The organism is Raineyella sp. W15-4 (assembly GCF_033170155.1).
Classification (GTDB): Bacteria; Actinomycetota; Actinomycetes; order Propionibacteriales; family Propionibacteriaceae; genus Raineyella.
Window position 1 is genome coordinate 372,094 of record NZ_CP137079.1, and the last position, 17,730, is coordinate 389,823.

The window sequence follows — 17,730 nt, forward strand, 5'->3', positions numbered from 1 at the left end:
TGTCAGGCGTCGAGATCCTGGGCGACCAGCTCGGCGATCTTCTGCATCGCCTCCTCGTTCTCCGACTCGACGATGACCTCCCGACCCTTCGAGGCGCCGAGCGCCATGATCAGCAGGGACGAGCTCGCATCGGCGGGCTCCTCGTCCGGATCGTCGGCGAGCGAGATCAGGATCTCGTCGTCGTAGGCCGAGGCGGCCTCGGCGATGATCGAGGCGGGGCGGGCGTGCAGGCCCACGGCGGAGCCGACGATGACCTTGGTGGACGGCATGGGATCCTCCTTCGTGATCGGGTGCGGTACAGGATATCGGGCGTCAGGCGCCGACGGCTGCGGGGGTGGCCGGCTCGGTGCCCTCGACGGTCTTCCCGCGGGCGGCCGTCTTGAGCACGATCACCAGGAAGGCGCCGAGTGCGGTGCCGGCGGCGAGGGCCACCAGGAAGCCCCAGATCGGCTGGATCGCGAAGAACACGAAGATGCCGCCGTGGGGCGCCCGCAGGGTGACGTGGAAGGCCATCGACAGCGCGCCGGTGAGCGCACCGCCGGCCATCATCGAGGGGATCACCCGCAGCGGGTCGGCGGCGGCGAACGGGATGGCGCCCTCGGAGATGAACGACGCCCCCAGCAGCCAGGCCGCCCGGCCGTTCTCCCGCTCGACCTCGGTGAAGAGCTTCTTGCGGACGGTGGTGGCCAGTGCCATCGCGAGCGGCGGGACCATGCCGGAGGCCATCACGGCCGCCATGATCATCATCGAGGCCTCGGTGCCTGAGGACAGGCCGGCGGTGGCGAAGAGGTAGGCCGCCTTGTTGACCGGGCCGCCCAGGTCGAAGCACATCATCAGGCCGAGGACGATGCCGAGCACGATCGAGCCGCCGGCGGACATCCCGGTGAGCCAGTTCTGCAGGGCGGTGGTGAGCATCGCCAGCGGGCGGCCGAGCAGCAGGTACATCAGCGCGCCGGTGATCAGGGTGGTCAGCAGCGGGATGATCACCACCGGCATCAGGCCGGCCAACCAGCGGGGCGCCTTGTAGGAGCCGATCCACATCGCGATCAGGCCGGCCACCAGGCCGGTGACCAGGCCGCCGATGAAGCCGGCGCCGACGGCGACCGAGATGGCGCCGCCGACGAAGCCGGGGGCGATGCCGGGGCGGCCGGCGAGGGCGTACGCGATGTAGCCGGAGAGGGCCGGGACCAGGAAGTTGAACGCCACCCCGCCGATGGTGAACAGCACCACACCGAGGTACTCCAGCAGGCCGCCCGGCGGGAGGTTCGCCAGCGAGTTGTTGGTGATGATGTCCTTGGCGGTGGTGCCGATCCCGATCCCGTACCCGCCGAGCAGGAAGCCGAGGGCGATCAGCAGACCGCCGGCGGCGACGAACGGGATCATGTACGAGACACCGGTCATCAGCGCCTGCTGGATCCGCTTGCCCCAGCCGAGCTGGCCGGTGTCCTCACCGCCGCCCTCGGTGCCCCCGCCGCCGGCGATCCGGTGACCGTTCGGGTCGTCGGCCGCGGCGAGTGCCCTGGCGATCAGCCCCTTCGGGTCGGAGATGCCGGCCTTGACGCCGGACTCGGTGCCGGGCTTGCCGGCGAACCGCTCCCGGTCCCGGACATTGACGTCGGTCGCGAAGATCACCGCATCGGCCTGCTCGATCGTCTCCCGCGGCAGCGGGGTGAAGCTCGAGGAGCCCTGGGTCTCGACCTGCAGGTCGAACCCCAGCTCGGCGGCGGCCTGGCTGAGCGAGTCGGCGGCCATGTAGGTGTGGGCGATGCCGGTGGGGCAGCCGGTCACCGCGACCAGCCGGCGCGGCCCGGCCGCGGCGGTCTCGGTGGTGGTGGCGGCGGCCGACGCGGCGGTGTCCTTGGCGGGCGGGTTGACCACCCCGTCGACCAGGCCGACAACCTCCTCAGCCGTCCGGGCGGCCCGCAGCGCCGCCACGAAGTCCTTCCGGACCAGGGCCCGGGCGAGCCGGGAGAGCAGCTTGAGGTGTTCCTGGCCCTCGCCCTCGGCGGCGGCGATCAGGAAGACCAGGTCGGCGTCGCTGTCCTTGTCGCCGAAGTCGACCGGCGGCCGCAGCCGGGCGAAGGCCAGCGAGCCGGTGACGACGTGGGCGGAGCGGCAGTGCGGGATGGCGATGCCGCCGGGCAGCCCGGTGGCGGCCTTCGCTTCCCGGTCCAATGCGTCGGCGGCGAGGCCGTCCGCCGAGGTGGCTCGGCCGGTGGCCGCGACCAGGGCGGCGAGGGAGCGGATGACGTCCTCCTTGGTGGCGCCGAGGTCGGCGTCGAGGGTCACCAGCTCCGGGGTGATGAGGTCAGACATGCTGGGAATCCTTAGCGGGGTAGGCGGCGACGGTGGCGCCGTCGGGGTCGGTCTGGTCGGGTCGGGGGACGGTGGTGCCGGGCAGCGCGGTGGCCGCGGACCCGTACGCCACCGCATGGCGCAGGCAGTCGGCCGGAGCGTCGCCGCGGACATGGGCGAGCAGGAAGCCGGCCAGCGAGGAGTCGCCGGCGCCGACCGTGCTGATCGGCACGATCGCCGGCGGGGTGGCCGTCCAGGCGCCGTCGGCCGAGGCGAGGACCGCTCCGGCGGCGCCGAGGGTGGCCAGGACGTACCTGACGCCCTGGTCGACGACGGCGCGGGCGGCCCGCACGGTCGGGCCGAAGTCGCCGTGTTCGGCGGCCCGCTCCAGCCGGTCGCCGTCGGTGCCGGTGAGCTGGCCCAGCTCGAACGCGTTGGGTTTGAGCAGGTCCGGGGCCGATCCGGGCAGCCGGGCGGCGAGTGCCTCCAGCGGGGCGTCGGAAGTGTCGACGGCGATCCGGGCCCCGGTCGGGCGCAGCGCGTCCACCAGGTCGGCGTACCAGTCGGCCCGGGGACCGGGCGGCAGTGAGCCGCACAGGGCGACCCAGGCGGCGTCCCGGGCCAGGTCCACCAGGGTGTCGCGGAGCACGGCCAGCCCGTCGGGGTCCAGCGGGCTGCCCGGTTCGTTGATCTTCGTGGTGGTGCCGTCGTCCTCCGACAGGGTGATGTTGGTCCGGACCCGGCCGGTCACCGGGATCGGCCGGTGCGCCACCCCGGCCTCGCGCAGCGCGGCGACGATCGGGTGGGCGCTCGGGGAGGGGAGAACGGCGACGGAGGGAACCTCGGCGAGGTGCAGCGCCCGGGAGACATTGACCCCCTTGCCGCCGGGGCCGTCGTGGAGCGCGCGGATGCGGTTCACCCCGCCGCGCAGCAGGGGCTCGTCGAGCTCGGCCGTCCGGTCGATGCTCGGGTTGGCGGTGAAGGTGACGATCATACGATCACGACCTCGGTCTCGTGGGCGGACAGGGCGGAGGCGAGGGAGGCCGGCGGCTTCCCGTCGGTGATGAGGACATCGATGTCGGACAGGGCGGCGAAACTGATGAAGAAGTCGTGGCCGAACTTGGAGCGGTCGGCCAGCGCGACGGTGCGCCGGGCGGCGGCGACCATGGCGCGCTTGACCGCCGCCTCGGCGGCGTCGGGGGTGGTCAGGCCGAAGGTGCCGGAGATCCCGTTGGTGCCGACGAAGGCGATGTCGACCCGGAGTCGGCGCAGTGTCTCCAGGGCGGTGGCGCCGACCGTCGACTGGGTGACCCCGCGGACCGACCCGCCGAGGATGTGCACGGTGTGCTGGGGGACGGCGGACAGCGTCATCGCGGCAGGCACCGAGTCGGTGACGATGGACAGGTTGTTGAAGGTGATGCCCGGGGCGACCAGCAGCGCGGCCAGCGCCCCGGTGGATGAGCCGGCGTCGAGGATGATCGTGCCGTCCTGGTGCGGGACGTACGCCAGGGCGGCCTCGGCCATCGCCCGCTTGGCCCCGGCGTTGGCGATCTCCCGCTCCGGCAGGGTGGTCTCGCGGCCGTCGAACCCGATCACCGGGATCGCCCCGCCGTGCACCCGCTTGACCACCCCGTCGGCCTCCAGCACGTCCAGGTCGCGGCGGATCGTCTCCGGGGCCACCTCGAACCGGGCGGCCAGGTCGACGACGCGGACCCGACCCTCGTTGCGGGCCTCGTCGACGATCGCGGAGCGACGTTCCTCGGCGTACATCGTTGTCCTCCTCGGTGACCGCTGACCGGTCGGGTATCGTGTCGTCCAACGAAACACGGTCCTGTGTTTATGCCCGTTTGGGTGCCCGACTGGTCACAAGTATGCCCGATCGTGTTGGAATGTCAACACACTTCGCGTACCGTTGTGCCCGTACGCTTCGAGGAAGAGGTAGAGATGACCACTGCGCAGTTCCCGGCCAAAATCCCGGGTGAGCCCGACCTCCTGGCGGGCCTCGGCGTCGTGGGGGGCGTCGGTTTCGCCCCGGCCCAGTGGGTGCGCCCCCGTCCGGCCCTGCCGACCCAGGGCGCCGCGGTGCCCGAGGAGGGCCGTCAGGGGGAGAAGGACCGGTTCGCGGCGGCCGCCGCCGTCGTCGGCAGCCGGCTGTCCGGCCGGGCCGGCATGGTCACCGGCCACGCCTCCGAGGTGCTCGCCGCGACCGCGGCGCTGGCCACCGACAAGGGCTGGCAGCGGACCGTCAACAAGCTGATCGACCAGGGCGCCCCGGCCGACTGGGCCGCGGTGCAGGCCACCGACACCTTCGTCGCCAAGTTCGAGAAGATCGGCGGCCTGATGGCCGAGCGGACCACCGACCTGAAGGACGTCCGCGACCGGGTGATCGCCGAACTGCGCGGCGAGCCCGAGCCGGGCGTCCCCGATCCGGCCTCCCCGGTGGTGCTGCTGGCCGACGACCTCGCCCCGGCCGACACCGCGGGGCTGCGGCCCGAGGTGATCGCCGGCCTGGTCACCCAGCTGGGCGGCAAGACCAGCCACACCGCGATCATCGCCCGCCAGCTGGGCATCCCGTGCATCGTCGCGGTCGGCGCGCGGCTGGCCGAGATCGGCGACGGCACCCCGCTGCTGGTCGACGGCGACACCGGCGAGATCGTCCCACACCCGGACGAGCGCGAGGCACAGCGCCGGGTCGAGGAGGCGACCGTGAAGGCGGAGCGGATCCGCGCCTGGCGCGGCCCGGCCCGGACCCTCGACGGCCATCGGGTCCAGCTGCTCGCCAACGTCCAGGACGGTGCCGCCGCCCGGAAGGCCGCGGCCCCCGGGATCGCCGAGGGAGTCGGCCTGTTCCGCACCGAGCTGGCCTTCCTCACCGCGCAGGTCGAGCCGGGCCTGGAGGAGCAGACCCAGGTCTATGCCGAGGTCTTCGAGGCCTTCCGGGGCAAGAAGGTCGTCGTCCGCACCCTCGACGCCGGCTCGGACAAGCCGCTCGCCTTCGCCAACATGCCGCACGAGGAGAACCCCTCGCTCGGTGTCCGTGGGATGCGGATCGCCCTGGACAAGCCGGAGATCCTCACCCGCCAGCTGGACGCCATCGCGGCCGCGGCCCGGGGCACCGATGTCGACGCCTGGGTGATGGCGCCGATGGTCTCCACCGTGCAGGAGGCGGAGTGGTTCGCCGGGCTGTGCCGGGAGCGCGGCCTCTACCCGGGCATCATGGTCGAGGTGCCGGCGATCGCGCTGGTCGCCGACCAGGTGCTGGAGTACGTCGAGTTCTTCTCGATCGGCACCAACGACCTGTCCCAGTACACGATGGCGGCCGACCGGATGTCGCCCTACCTGGCCGGGCTGACCGACCCCTGGCAGCCGGGGGTGCTGAAGCTGGTCCGGCTCACCGCCGAGGCGGGCAAGCGCCGGGGCAAGGCGGTCGGGGTCTGCGGGGAGGCGGCCGCCGACCCGCAGCTGGCCTGTGTGCTGATCGGTCTGGGAGTCACCTCGCTGTCCGCTGCGGCGCCGGCGCTGCCGGCGGTCGGCGCCCAGCTGTCCGCGGTGACCCTGGACCAGTGCCGCCGGGCCGCGGAGGCCGCGGTGTCCGCCAAGGGTCCCGTCCAGGGCCGGGAGGCGGTCGCCGCTATCCTCGCCGGGTGAGGAAGCTCTGGCCGTTCGCCGTCGCCCTGCTGATCTTCGTCGTGCTGCTGCTCGGGGTCCTCGTCGGTTCGTACGCCGACCGGCTCCCGGGCGCAGCCCGGACCTGCGAGAAGGGGCTGGGCGTGGCGGGCGGCGCGAGCTGTCAACTCGCCGTCGCCACCCGCGACAGTGTCCGCACGGTCACCTCGGCCGAGCTGCAGTTCGACGTGACGGCGTACGACCCGGGGTCCCGTACGGACCTGGCCCTCAGCTGCCGGCGCGGTGAGGTGATCCGCTGCCAGGCCGCCACCGGCCAGGTGGTGGTGATCGCGCCCTAGCGCGTCGGGTCAGCTCGTCACGTCGCGGTGGACGAAGACGGTCCGGGCGGCGACCAGGAAGACCACGGTGTAGCCCAGGGCCAGCCACAGCCCCCGGACGATGCCGTCGGTGAACACCGGGTCACGGAAGAGGTCGCCGAACGCCAGCCAGTGATGCACCAGCAGCCACGGGTGCAGCCAGCCGAGCTGTGGGATCGCGTCGAGGATCCACATCAGTGCGGCCACCCCGGTGGTCGCCACCATGGCCACGATCGGCTGCTCGGTGAGGGTGGAGATGAACAGCCCGACCGCGGCGAGGGCAGCCAGCCCGGCGGACACGTAGAGGACGGCCAGCACCAGCCGGCCGGTGGCCTCGGCCATCGGGATGGTGGTGCCGGACAGTGTCGTCATCGGCGGCAGGCCGAAGGCCAGGCCGCCGGCGACCACGCCGGCGGCGGCCACCACGACGACACCCTCCACGGCGCCGATCGCCAGCGCCGCGTACTTCGTCAGCAGCAGCCGGGTGCGTGGCACCGGGACGGTGAGCAGGTAACGCAGAGTGCCCAGGCCGGCCTCCCCGGCGATCGCGTCGCCGGCCAGCACGGCGATGGCGAGTGGCAGGAACAGGGTGAGCTCCACCGAGAGCGCGGCCAGCGCGACGAAGATCCCGTTCGAGGTGATCGCGCTGAAGAAGTCCGGCCCGTGCCCGCCGCCGGAACCGGAGATCCGGATCGTGACTGCGATCATCACCGGCAGCGCGGCGAGCACCAGCAGTCCGAACTGGTTGCGCCGGCGCCCGAGGGTGAGCCGCAGTTCCGAGCCGAGCAGCCGCCAGCACGCGCCGAGGCCGGCCCTGGGTGCCGCCTCAGCCGCTGACATCGAAGCCCTCCCCGGTCAGACCGATGAAGACGTCCTCCAGCGAGGCCGCCCGGACGCCGAACTCCCGGACGCCCACCCCGCCGCGGACCAGCGCGGCGACGACGGCCTCCGGCTCGAGGCCGTCGGCGGAGGCGGTGACCGTCTCTCCGGTGCGGTCGACATCCTCGGCGCCGAGCCGGCGCAGCACCTCGCCGGCCCGGTCCGGGTCGGTGGTGACCAGCCGCAGGGTGGCCCGGCCGCGGGCCCGGAGCTCGTCGATCGGCCCCTGGGCGACCAGTCGGCCGTCCCGCATCACCCCGAGATGGGTGCACACCTGTTCGATCTCGGACAGCAGATGGCTGGACACCAGCACGGTGATGCCCTCGGCGGCCAGCGAACCGATCAGGTGCCGGACCTCCCGGGTGCCCTGCGGGTCGAGCCCGTTGGTCGGTTCGTCGAGGATCAGCAGATCACGGGGGACCAACAGGCCGGCGGCGATGCCGAGCCGCTGCTTCATGCCGAGGGAGTAGACCCGGTAGCGCTTGTCCCGGGCCTGGTGCAGACCGACCCGGCGCAGCGCGGCGTCGATCCGGTCGGCCGCCGTCCGGGGATCGCTACCGGCGTCGGCGGCGTCGAGCCGGGCCAGGTTGGCCCGGCCGGTGAGCTGCGGGTGGAAAGCCGGGCCCTCGACCAGGGCGCCGACCCGGCCCAGCACGTCGGGTGCCCGGTCGGGCACCGGGACGCCGAGGACGGAGATCTTGCCGCCGGTGGGGCGGGCCAGGCCGAGCAGCATCCGGATCGTGGTGGTCTTGCCCGAGCCGTTGGGGCCCAGGAACCCGTACACCGCACCGTCGGGCACCGCCAGGTCGATCGAGTCGACCACCCGGTGGCGGCCGAACTCCTTGGTCAGCTCGCGGGTGCGGATCGCGGCCGGGGTGTCCTCCGACACCGGGTCAGCCGAGGGCGGCGTACAGCTGGTCGGCGGGCACCGCCCCGACGGCCACCCGGCCGTCCTCGGTGAGCACGGCGGAGAACAGGGTGCCCTGGAACAGTCGGCCGCTGCCCCACGAACCGCTCACCCTCGGCAGCGCGTCGATCAGCTGCTGGGCCTGCTTGGCCTGGTCCGAGGCGTCGGCGGAGCCGGTGGGCAGGCTGTCGACCTTCTGCACCACAACGGTGTCCCAGCCGTCGCCGACGACCTTCGGCCGGTCGGTGGAGCTGGTGCCGGTGGCCGCCTTGTCCGGGGCGGCGGTGGGCGCCGGCTGCTCGGTCACCGTCGTGCCGGCCGGTGCGGTGAAGGTGAAGAGCTTCGCGTCGGGTGCGGCGTAGTCGATCGAGGTGAAGCCGACCTGCACCGCGTGGTCCTGCGCGCCGACGGCGTCGACGGTGACCTGGAGCACCACGTGGGTCTGCGCGTCGATCGCCACCCGGGCCGAACGGACCAGTGTCTTCTCGGTCGCCGCGGGGGTGAGGACGAGTTCGTACGCGGCGCGCCCGGCGACCCGGCCGGTGCCGGTGGTGGTCACCGCGGTGCTGGGCTGGACCGCGGCCAGCAGCTGCTGGGCCGCCTGCTGCGGGGTGGTCGGGGTGGCGCCGGGGGTCGGTGCGGGCGTTGCGTTCGCCGGGGCGGTGAGCCGGGTGTGGGTGGCGGTCCGGTCGGCGCTGGCGTACGTCCAGACGTCGGAGCCGTTGCGGATCACCGAGGTCTCGGTGTTGTCACCGATCACCGAGACGCGGCCGCGGTCCTCACCGTCCAGCCAGACCCGCACTGTGTGGTTGCCGGTGAGCAGCCCGGTGAGGCCGGAGGCGTCCGTGCCGGTGCTGGTCGGCAGGGTGGGCAGGCCGAGATCGGTGCTGGTCTGCACGGTGCCGCTGAGCGTACGGGTGGTGGGGGACTGGACGTCGACGAGCAACTGTTCGGCCGACCGCTGCGGCAGGTCGGGGGCGGCCTGCGCGCTGGTGGCGGCGATCAGCCCGCCACCCAACAGGACGAGGCCGGCCGCGGCCGCCGTCCATCGCACCTTGGTGTCCATGCGCCCAGTCTACTGGGGGTGAACCGGGGCAGACCCGGCTCCGGTTCACCGGGGAGCTGGTCATCCACTTCCGCTGAGCTATCGGGTGACCCGGTCTCGCCGGTAACCGGGTCGCCGCTTCTCGGCTGTCCAGGTCTCGTCGACCGACGCCTCGTCTGCGACCAGCTGGAACTCGTGCGGGTGGGAGTGGACCCAGTTCCGGAAGCCTGTCGCGCGTCCCCACCATGATCAGCGCCGTGTGGTTCGTGGTGGCTCAGAGCGCCCGGATGCGGCGCGAGATCGCCGCGGCCCCGGCGTCCTCGACCCGGTGAAAGACCGGCGGCTGGCCGATCAGGGACCGGACCCGGACCACCCGGTCGCCCGGGTACTCCTCTCCGGTCCACACCAGCACCCACCGGCCCGGCGGCAGCGACACCTCGCGGCCGCCTGCACCGGGCTGCAGCACCGGGGCGACCAGGAAGCTGGGCCCGAAGAAGTACTGGTCGTCGCGGCCGGCGGCCGCGGAGCCGGGCACCTCGACCCAGCAGTGCCGGATCGCCGGCAGGTCGTCCGCGACCACCTCGGCTCGGTAGCCGGCCAGCTCCCGGAACACCCGGGTCTGCTGGGCGAAGGCCGGGGCGGCCGGCTGGTCCCAGACCTGGGCGTTCTCCGCCGGCCGGTTGCTCTCGTGGGTCCGCAGCACCGGCGACCACACGCACCACTCGCTCCAGCGCAGCAGCAGCTCGGCGTCCCGGCGGGCCCGCACCACCCGCTGGGGCAGTGAGGTGTAGCCGCCGGCGTCGGCATGCATCAGCGGCAGCCCGCTCACGCCGCCGGCCAGCATGCCGAGCAGGGCGGAGGCCATCCCGTCGTACGCGTCCCAGGAGGTCAGCTGGTCACCGGCCCAGTGCGCGGCCCGCGAGCCGCGCCAGGCCGAGCGGTGGAAGACGAACTCGTCGGCGCCCCGCACCGACGCGTTGAGCTGCTCCCACAGCAGCGGCCACCGGTTGTGCAGCTCGCGCGGGTCGCCGTCGTGCAGCACCGCGTCGAAGGGCAGCGACTCGCCGAAGTCGGCCATCCACCCGCCGGTCCGCGGCATCGCGGCGATCACCTCACCGAACCAGGCGTACGCCGCCGGGTTGGTCAGGTCCACCATCGCCGCACCGAACCCGTCCTGGTCGAGGATGTACGGCCCGCCGTCGGGGTGACCGACCAGGAAGCCGCGTTGCAGCGCCTCGTGGTAGAGGTCGCGGCGCACCCCGCCGGGCTTCTCCCCGGCGTCGACGACGAACGGGTTGATGTAGGTGAGCACCCGGATGCCGCGCTGCCCGAGCTCGTCGACCAACTGGTCCCAGTCCGGGTAGAGGCGCCGGTCCAGCTCCCAGGTCCACCACAGCCGGCTGCCGAAACCGGTACTGCGTTGGCCGACCCAGTCCTGCAGCCACACCCCGGAGATCGCCGCGCCGTCGAGGGCAGCGAGCTTGCGGCGCACCTCGGCCGACCCGCCCTGCAGGCCGAGGATCGCGCCGGTGCCGGTCCAGCCCGGGACGGTGTCGTGGGGTGCCCGGACCAGCTCCCGCGGGGTCGGGGCGGTCCGCCAGCGGGCGGTGAGCCGGCGGTCCCAGACCGACACCTCCAGCCGGTCGCGCAGGTCGACCTCGGCCACCCGGTCCTGGCTCCAGTCCAGTCCCCGCAGGCCCGCAGTGACCAGGGTGGGCATCGGGGCGTACGTGGTGGTCGGTGACCCGCCGGCACCCTGGGTCTTCTCGGCCAGCACGGTCACCGGCTGCTTGCCACGGCCCACCCCCTGCTCCCGGGTGACCAGCACGACGTCGCGGCCGCGCAGGTCGAAGCCGGTGGCCTGGGCGCCCAGGCCGTGCACCCCCTCGTCGACCGCCAGGTCGGAGCGGAGCAGCACCAGGTCCGCGTCCGGCACCTCGAGGTCCACCTCGAGCACGTCCCCGCGGGAGCCCAGGGTCAGCTGCCAGTCCGGCCCCTCGCCAGGTCGGACGCCGAACCGGCCGGTGAGCCGCAGCGTGTCGGTACCGAGGGCCTCGGCGCTCTCGCACCGAGCGTCGGTCCAGATCCGGTCGAGCCGACGCCGGTCGCTGAAATGCCCGGTGACGTCGGTCCACTCCAGCGTCCCGCGGCCGGCGCCGATCACGCCGGCCCGCGCCCACCACACCGGTGTCCCGGCGCGCAGCACCCGGAACCGTCGGTTCCGCGGCACTCCGGGCCCGCCCAGCTCCACCCGGTGCCCGCCGAGGTCGTACGTCCCGGCGGCCGGTCCGGGATCCCAACTGCCCGCCGGCAGCTGCGGCGGCGGGGCGTACGGGCTGCGGACGGCGATCCCGCCGGCCGTCAGGGCTCCCACGGCCAGCACACCGCCGCCCAGCGCCAGTGCCGACCGTCGATCCACCCGCATGGCTGCCATCGTTCCACCTCGGGTGCCATGTACGGTGGTCCCATGCCCGGTCACCTCCAGAGGTACCGCGAGATCGCCCAGGTGCTCTCCCGCAACGGCCTCTACGCCACGGCCTACCAGGCCGGTCTGGGCCGTTGGCTGCCCTCGCTGGGACACGGCTACGTCAATCCGCGCGAGGACGACGACATCCGCCCGGAGATCCTCGTCCAGACCTTCCGGGACCTTGGCACCACGTACGTGAAGTTCGGCCAGGCGCTGTCGATGCGCCGCGACCTGCTGCCGGACGCCTACTGTGACGCGCTGGGCACGCTGACCGACAGCGAACCGCCGATCCCGGTCTCCGACATCCGGGCCGTGGTGCGGGCCGACCTCGGCGCCGACGTCGGGGAGCTGTTCGCTTCCTTCGACGAGGTGGCGATCGCGACCGCCTCGATCGGCCAGGTGCATGCCGCGGTGCTGAAGGACGGCCGCGACGTGGTGGTGAAGGTGCGCAAGCCGGGCGTGGTGGACAAGGTCACCGAGGACCTGGAGATCCTCGGCAACATCGCCCGACACCTGGAGCGCAACTCGGGCTTCTTCTCCGACATCGGGGTCACCGGTCTGGTGGAGGAGTTCAGCCGGGCGCTGCGGGCCGAGATGGACTACACCATCGAGGCGCACGCCTGCGAGGAGTTCGGCACCTACTTCGCCGGCGACAAGCGGATCCACATCCCCTGGATCCACTGGGACACCAGCTCCACCCGGGTGCTGACGATGGAGCGGCTGACCGGGATCCGGGTCGACAACGTCACCGCCCTCGACGCCGAGGGCGTCGACCGGCACTCGCTGGCCCTGCGCAGCTGCGAGATGCTGCTGCGGATGGTCTTCGAGATGGGGAAGTTCCACGCCGATCCGCACTCGGGCAACCTGCTGATCGAGCCGGACGGCACCATCGGTGTGATCGACTTCGGCATGGTCGGCCGGATGACCGCGACGATGACCCGCCAGTTCGCGGCGATCATCGTCGGGATGTACCGCAACGACGCCAACGTCGTCGCCGAGGCACTGGTCGCCCTGGCCCCGCCGCGCGGCCGGCTGGACCGCTCGGCGCTGCGCCGCGAGGTCTCCGGGCTGCTCGCCGCGATGGAGGGGCGCCGGCTCACCGACGTGCGGATGGTCGACGTCGGGATGTACCTGTTCCGGATCGTCCGCAACCAGCGGCTGGCGTTGCCGGCGGACATCGTCCTGCTGGTCCGGATGCTGACCATCGTGGACGGGCTGGGCCGCCGCCTCGACCCGACGTTCGCCCTCTCCGACGCGCTGAACCCGTTCGCCGAGCGGCTGCTGCTGCAGCGCCTCGACCCGCGCTACTGGGCCGGCCGGGCCCGCGAGGCGACCCTCGACGCGGTGATGTTCAGCACCGAACTGCCCTCGTACGCCCGCCGGCTGGTGGAGCGGCTGGACAAGGACGGGGTGGACATCAACCTGCGGGCCGAGGAGTTCGACCCACTGGTCACCCGGGTCGAGGGGATGACCGACCGGCTGGTGCTCGGCATGGTGGTGGCCGCGATGATCGCGGGCGGCTCCAACATCCTGGTCGCGAACACCGACCGGTTGGGCCGGTTCGCCGGCCCGGTCCTCGGCGGCATGTGGGCGGTCCTCGGCGCCACCGGCGGCTATCTGGCCTGGACCGGCCGGCCCTGGGGACGGGTGAAGGGCCGCAAGCGCTGACCTCCGGCGCGGCCCACCTACGGCCGCGTAACCTGATCGCATGACCGCGTCCTCCGTGTCTTCCACGCCGTCCGCCACGCCCCCCTGGGTCGCCGCCTACCAGCCCGGGGTCCCCGCCGAGATCGAGTTGCCGACCACCTCGTTGGTGGAGATGTTCGAACGCTCGGTGGCCGAGGGCGGTGCGGCCGTGGCGATGACCTTCTTCGGCCGCACCACCACGTACGCCGCCCTCGGCGAGCAGGTCCTCCGTGCTGCCGAGGGGCTGCGCCGGCTGGGCGTACGCGCCGGCGACCGGGTCGCCCTGATGCTGCCGAACTGTCCCCAGCACGTCGTCGCGTTCTACGCGGCGCTGCGGCTGGGCGCCGTCGTGGTGGAGCACAATCCGCTCTACACCGCCCACGAACTGGACGAGCTGTTCGCCGACCACGGCGCCCGGGTGGCGATCGCCTGGGACGTCGCGGTGGGCAAGCTGCAGGAGTTCCCGGCCGAGCTCCGCCCGGACGTCATCATCGCGGTGAACCTGGTGGAAGAGTTCCCGGTGGCGATGCGGGCCGCCCTGCGGCTGCCGGTGGGCTCGCTGCGCCGGACCCGCGCCGCGCTGACCGCGCCGACCCGCGGGACGATGCGGTGGCGGGCACTGCTGGCGGATCAGCCGGTCGACCCGGAGGTGCCGCGGCCCACGGTGCAGGACCTCGCGGTGATCCAGTACACCTCGGGCACCACCGGGCACCCGAAGGGGGCGATGCTCACCCACTTCAACCTCTACGCCAATGCCCTGCAGGGCAAGGCCTGGATGAAGGACGCGCAGTACCGCACGGAGAACTTCTACGCGGTGCTGCCGATGTTCCACGCCTTCGGGATGACCCTCTACCTGACCTACGGCGTGCTGCGGCAGGCGAACCTGGTGCTGTTCCCGAAGTTCGACGTCGACCTGGTGCTGAAGGCGGCGAAGCGGTTCCCGCCGACGGTCTACTGCGCCGTCCCGCCGATCTACGAACGGACCGCGCGGGCGGCGATCGAGCGTGGGGTGTCGCTGGCGTCGGCGAAGTTCTGCATCTCCGGGGCGATGGCGCTGACCGATCCGATCGTCGAGCTGTGGGAGTCGGTCTCCGGCGGGCTGCTCGTCGAGGGGTACGGGATGACCGAGTCCTCGCCGGTGGCGCTCGGCAACCCGTTCTGGCCGACCCGGCGCACCGGCACCATCGGGGTGCCGTTCCCCTCCACCCTGATGAAGGTGGTCGACCCCGACGACCCGACCCGCGAGGTGGCGCAGGGGGAGCGCGGCGAACTGCTGCTCAAGGGCCCGCAGGTGTTCCAGGGCTACTGGAACAACCCCGAGGAGACCGCGAAGACCCTGTTGCCCGACGGCTGGCTGCGGACCGGCGACATCGTCGTGGTCGACGCCGACGGCTATACCACCATCGTCGACCGGGCCAAGGAGCTGATCATCACCGGTGGGTTCAATGTCGCCCCCTCCGAGGTCGAGGAGGTGATCCGGGCGATCCCGGGGGTGAAGGACGTCGCGGTGGTCGGCAGACGGCGCCCGGACGGCTCCGAGACCGTCATCGCGGTGGTCGAGCCCGAGCCCGGCGCCCGGATCGACGAGGACGCCGTCCGGACCCACTGCCGGGGGCTGCTCGCCGCCTACAAGGTGCCCCGCCGGGTGATCACCGCCGAGGGGGAGCTGCCACGGTCGATGCTCGGCAAGGTGCTGCGCAAGCAGGTCCGGGAGGCGCTGCCGGCGGACCTGTGAGGCGGGTGCCCTCCGCCCGTGAGCGGAGGGCACCCGCGCCGATGACCTGGCGGTGCCCCGCGTCAGGCGTGCGCAGAGGCGGTCAGCGGCGACGGGAACTCGCCGCGGATCCGTTCCCAGGCCGCCGCCACCCGGAGCCCCAGGGCATCGTCGAACCGCGGTGCGACGATCATCATGCCGACCGGCAGGCCGTCGGACAGTCCCGCGGGCACCGAGGTGGCGGGGTGACCCGAGATGTCGAACGGCGCGGTGTTGCCCACCATGTCGAGTGCCTTCCCGGCGTATTCCTCCGGCTCGGCCGAGGGATCGACGAGCGGGGCCGGGAGGAAGGGGATGGTCGGCAGCACCAGGACGTCGTAGGCGGTGAGCGCCCGGTCATAGGCGTCGATGAGGTAGGGCACCAGGCGCCGGGCCCGGGCGTACACGGCGCCTCCGGTGGTCCTCAGGGTGTATTCGCCGGTCACCGCGAGGGAGCGCACCGTGTCTGCGAGCCGGTCCGCCTGCTCGAACCGCTGGCGACCGAAGTACTCCATGATGGCCGGATCGTAGTAGCCGTCGACGTTCAGCCCGTACCCACTGCCGTTGAGCATCTGGTAGGTGGCGCCGTCGGTCGCGATCACGTTCCACAGATCGAGGGCGACGTCGCGGTGCCAGGGCACACTCACCTCGCCGACACTGGCGCCCGCCTCCCGGAGCGCCTCGGCCGCTTCGCGCACGGTCCGGTCCACGCCCGGGTCCGACACCCCGGGGATGCCGAAGCCCTCCCGGAGCAGGCCGATCCGCAGTCCCTCGACACCGAGTCCGAGCGATCCGACATAGTCCTGCGGGGCATGCCCGTCGAGCTGGCGCGGGTCGAGTCCGTCACGTCCGGCGATCACCCCCAGGGTGACGGCGACGTCCGTGACGGAACGGGCCATCGGGCCGATGTGGTCGATCGTGCGTTCGATCGGGAACGCTCCGGTGTAGGGCACCAGGGTGTGCGTCGGCTTGTGGCCGACCACACCGCTCCACGCCGAGGGCATCCGGATCGATCCGCCCTGGTCGCAGCCGATGGCGATGTCGACCTGGCCGGTGGCCAGCAGCACCGCGCTGCCGCTGGACGAACCGCCCGCCGACCGGGTGGGATCCCAGGGATTCGTCACCGGGGCGGGCTTGGAGGTGAAGCTGGCGCCGGAGAGGCACAGGTCCTCACAGACGGACTTCCCGACGATGGTCCCGCCGGCTGCGAGCAGACGGGTGACGACCGTGGCGTCCTCCTGGGCGACGAAACCCTCGAGGCTGTACGAACCGTTCATCAGCGGCAGGCCGGCCACCGAGACGTTGTCCTTGATGGCGATGGTCTTGCCGTCGAGCGGCCCGCGGCCGGTCGGCGGGATCACCGTGGTGGCTGCCCAGGCGCCGTGGGGATCGTCCTCCGGGGCGGCCTTGCCCACCGGCCGGTCCACTTCCGGCACCGTGACGGTCGTGTCGTAGAGAGCGTCGATCCGGTCGTACGAGTCGAGCGTTGCGGCAGCCATGCGCTGGAACGCTCCGACCTCGTCGGCCGTGAGGTGGTAGCCCTGCCTGCCGGCGGCTTCGGTGATCTGGTCAGTGGTCGGGCGTGGGATGGTCATTGTGTGTTCTCCTCTTCGTGTCTCGGGTGGGATCGGGGGCTGGGGGGTCGTGGGGGAGCTCGGCGACAGTGCACCTCGCCGTCGACGAGGGCGACCTCGATGGTGCGGGGCTGATCGGGAGTGGTGCCGCCGGTCGCTTCGAGGAAGCGGGCGATCGGCAACGTCAGCTCGGACCTGAGGGTGCGGTGGAGGGCCCGGATCCCGTACGTCGGGTTGAAGCCGAGGTCGGTGAGGTGGTCGATCACCTCGGGACGGACATCGATCCGGATGCCCCGTTGCTGTGCCTGGTCGACGTAGGCGTGGACCTCCCGGGCGGCCACGGTCGCTGCGGTAGTCCGGTCGACCCGGTCGAACAGGATGACGTGGTCCAGTCTGTTGAGGAACTCCGGATCGAAGAACCGGGTCACCGATCTCGCGTACACCCCGAGTTCCGCGCCGGCCATCCCGGGCGGGTAGCTCAGTTGGCCGGCCAAGGAGGCGACGTCGTCGGAGCCGCGGGCCAGCTGTCCGTTCCGGAGGTCCCGGGCGAGCTCCCGGAATCTCCGGAACGTCCGGCGGTGGGTCCGGTCCGCCTCGCGGACGCCGAGATTGGCGGTCAGGATGACGATGCAGTTGCGGAAGTCGAGTTCCCGGGTGCCGCTCGCGAGCCGCAACAGCCCGTTGTCCAGGATGTGCAGCAGGGAGCGCAACACCGTGGGGTGGGCCTTCTCGACCTCGTCGAAGAGGACGATGCCGGGCACGCCCGGGGTCGATTCGATCCGTGCGGCGTCGAAGACCGTGTGGCCTTCCCTGCTGCCGGCGTAGCCGGGGGGCGCACCGCTGATGCTCGCCACGTAGTGCTCCTGGGCGAAGCCGCTCATGTCGACCCGGCAGTAGTCGTCCGGGCCCGAGCGCAGGGCGGAGGCGAGCGCCCTGGCGGTCTCGGTCTTTCCCACTCCCGTCGGCCCGACGAACAGCATCGAGACGAGCGGGCGCCCGGGCCGGCCGAGCCCCGACTGCAGGACCGTCACGGTGTCCACCAGCGCCTGGATCGCATGATCCTGACCGGCGATCCGTGCTCTCAGCTGCCGCTCGACGACGGCGGTCCGGCTGTCCACGACGAGCTCCTCGGTCCGGAGTT

The 17,730-nt window shown here is 72.5% G+C and carries 14 protein-coding genes; 4 read left to right on the forward strand and 10 right to left on the reverse strand.

Features of this window, described 5'->3' with window-relative positions; all coding sequences use genetic code 11:
- Positions 1-2: 2 nt before the first annotated feature.
- Genes R0145_RS01635 through R0145_RS01650 form a run of 4 tightly spaced genes read right to left on the reverse strand, consistent with a single transcriptional unit; the run spans position 3 to position 4,065 of the window.
- Positions 3-269: an HPr family phosphocarrier protein gene (locus tag R0145_RS01635; RefSeq protein ID WP_317838700.1), complete on the reverse strand. Its 267-nt coding sequence runs from the start codon at positions 267-269 to the stop codon at positions 3-5.
- A 43-nt stretch (positions 270-312) separates the two neighbouring features.
- On the reverse strand, positions 313-2,316 hold the full coding sequence (locus tag R0145_RS01640) for a fructose-specific PTS transporter subunit EIIC (RefSeq protein ID WP_317838701.1): 2,004 nt from the start codon (positions 2,314-2,316) through the stop codon (positions 313-315).
- Entirely contained in the window at positions 2,309-3,289 is a 981-nt protein-coding gene (locus R0145_RS01645) for a 1-phosphofructokinase family hexose kinase (RefSeq protein ID WP_317838702.1), read from the reverse strand. The genes R0145_RS01640 and R0145_RS01645 overlap by 8 nt, the downstream gene beginning before the upstream one ends.
- Positions 3,286-4,065, reverse strand: coding sequence for a DeoR/GlpR family DNA-binding transcription regulator (locus R0145_RS01650; protein WP_317838703.1), 780 nt, complete (start codon positions 4,063-4,065; stop codon positions 3,286-3,288). The genes R0145_RS01645 and R0145_RS01650 overlap by 4 nt, the downstream gene beginning before the upstream one ends.
- 174 nt (positions 4,066-4,239) lie before the next feature.
- Between R0145_RS01650 and ptsP the strand changes: the two genes are divergently transcribed.
- Together ptsP and R0145_RS01660 are read left to right on the forward strand one after the other, a co-directional pair.
- Positions 4,240-5,943: a phosphoenolpyruvate--protein phosphotransferase gene (gene ptsP, locus R0145_RS01655; protein ID WP_317838704.1), complete on the forward strand. Its 1,704-nt coding sequence runs from the start codon at positions 4,240-4,242 to the stop codon at positions 5,941-5,943.
- Positions 5,940-6,260 carry a hypothetical protein gene (locus R0145_RS01660; protein ID WP_317838705.1) on the forward strand — a complete coding sequence of 107 codons (321 nt, stop codon included), beginning with the start codon at positions 5,940-5,942 and terminating at the stop codon, positions 6,258-6,260. The genes ptsP and R0145_RS01660 overlap by 4 nt, the downstream gene beginning before the upstream one ends.
- A gap of 9 nt (positions 6,261-6,269) precedes the next feature.
- Here R0145_RS01660 and R0145_RS01665 read toward each other — a convergent pair whose 3' ends face one another.
- The 4 genes from R0145_RS01665 to R0145_RS01680 form a co-directional block, all read right to left on the reverse strand.
- Positions 6,270-7,118, reverse strand: coding sequence for an ABC transporter permease (locus R0145_RS01665; protein WP_317838706.1), 849 nt, complete (start codon positions 7,116-7,118; stop codon positions 6,270-6,272).
- Complete coding sequence (locus tag R0145_RS01670; protein WP_317838707.1) at positions 7,105-8,046, reverse strand: ABC transporter ATP-binding protein; 942 nt, start codon at positions 8,044-8,046, stop codon at positions 7,105-7,107. Before R0145_RS01670 ends, R0145_RS01665 begins: the two co-directional genes overlap by 14 nt.
- Before the next feature lie 4 nt (positions 8,047-8,050).
- A complete protein-coding gene (locus tag R0145_RS01675; RefSeq protein WP_317838708.1) occupies positions 8,051-9,130 on the reverse strand; it encodes a hypothetical protein in 1,080 nt (359 codons plus the stop codon).
- 253 nt (positions 9,131-9,383) lie between these two features.
- Positions 9,384-11,543, reverse strand: a complete 2,160-nt coding sequence (locus tag R0145_RS01680) for a TIM-barrel domain-containing protein (protein ID WP_317838709.1) — start codon at positions 11,541-11,543, stop codon at positions 9,384-9,386.
- A gap of 33 nt (positions 11,544-11,576) precedes the next feature.
- Here R0145_RS01680 and R0145_RS01685 point away from each other — a divergent pair, with 33 nt between their 5' ends.
- Positions 11,577-13,244 carry an ABC1 kinase family protein gene (locus R0145_RS01685; protein ID WP_317838710.1) on the forward strand — a complete coding sequence of 556 codons (1,668 nt, stop codon included), beginning with the start codon at positions 11,577-11,579 and terminating at the stop codon, positions 13,242-13,244.
- 40 nt (positions 13,245-13,284) lie between these two features.
- Entirely contained in the window at positions 13,285-14,997 is a 1,713-nt protein-coding gene (locus R0145_RS01690) for a long-chain-fatty-acid--CoA ligase (protein ID WP_317838711.1), read from the forward strand.
- A 62-nt stretch (positions 14,998-15,059) separates the two neighbouring features.
- Here R0145_RS01690 and R0145_RS01695 read toward each other — a convergent pair whose 3' ends face one another.
- Together R0145_RS01695 and R0145_RS01700 are read right to left on the reverse strand one after the other, a co-directional pair.
- Positions 15,060-16,610, reverse strand: a complete 1,551-nt coding sequence (locus tag R0145_RS01695) for an amidase (RefSeq protein WP_317838712.1) — start codon at positions 16,608-16,610, stop codon at positions 15,060-15,062.
- The gene (locus R0145_RS01700; RefSeq protein WP_317838713.1) at positions 16,607-17,707 is read right to left on the reverse strand and encodes an AAA family ATPase; all 1,101 of its coding nucleotides are present in this window, start codon (positions 17,705-17,707) and stop codon (positions 16,607-16,609) included. The genes R0145_RS01695 and R0145_RS01700 overlap by 4 nt, the downstream gene beginning before the upstream one ends.
- Positions 17,708-17,730 lie beyond the last annotated feature (23 nt).

Coding starts and splice junctions, on each gene's coding strand:
- R0145_RS01685 (WP_317838710.1), top strand. CDS start 11,577: ATGCCCGGTCACCTCCAGAGGTACCGCGAGATCGCCCAGGTGCTCTCC.
- R0145_RS01665 (WP_317838706.1), bottom strand. CDS start 7,118: ATGTCAGCGGCTGAGGCGGCACCCAGGGCCGGCCTCGGCGCGTGCTGG.
- R0145_RS01635 (WP_317838700.1), bottom strand. CDS start 269: ATGCCGTCCACCAAGGTCATCGTCGGCTCCGCCGTGGGCCTGCACGCC.
- R0145_RS01695 (WP_317838712.1), bottom strand. CDS start 16,610: ATGACCATCCCACGCCCGACCACTGACCAGATCACCGAAGCCGCCGGC.
- ptsP (WP_317838704.1), top strand. CDS start 4,240: ATGACCACTGCGCAGTTCCCGGCCAAAATCCCGGGTGAGCCCGACCTC.
- R0145_RS01645 (WP_317838702.1), bottom strand. CDS start 3,289: ATGATCGTCACCTTCACCGCCAACCCGAGCATCGACCGGACGGCCGAG.
- R0145_RS01650 (WP_317838703.1), bottom strand. CDS start 4,065: ATGTACGCCGAGGAACGTCGCTCCGCGATCGTCGACGAGGCCCGCAAC.
- R0145_RS01690 (WP_317838711.1), top strand. CDS start 13,285: ATGACCGCGTCCTCCGTGTCTTCCACGCCGTCCGCCACGCCCCCCTGG.
- R0145_RS01675 (WP_317838708.1), bottom strand. CDS start 9,130: ATGGACACCAAGGTGCGATGGACGGCGGCCGCGGCCGGCCTCGTCCTG.
- R0145_RS01640 (WP_317838701.1), bottom strand. CDS start 2,316: ATGTCTGACCTCATCACCCCGGAGCTGGTGACCCTCGACGCCGACCTC.
- R0145_RS01680 (WP_317838709.1), bottom strand. CDS start 11,543: ATGGCAGCCATGCGGGTGGATCGACGGTCGGCACTGGCGCTGGGCGGC.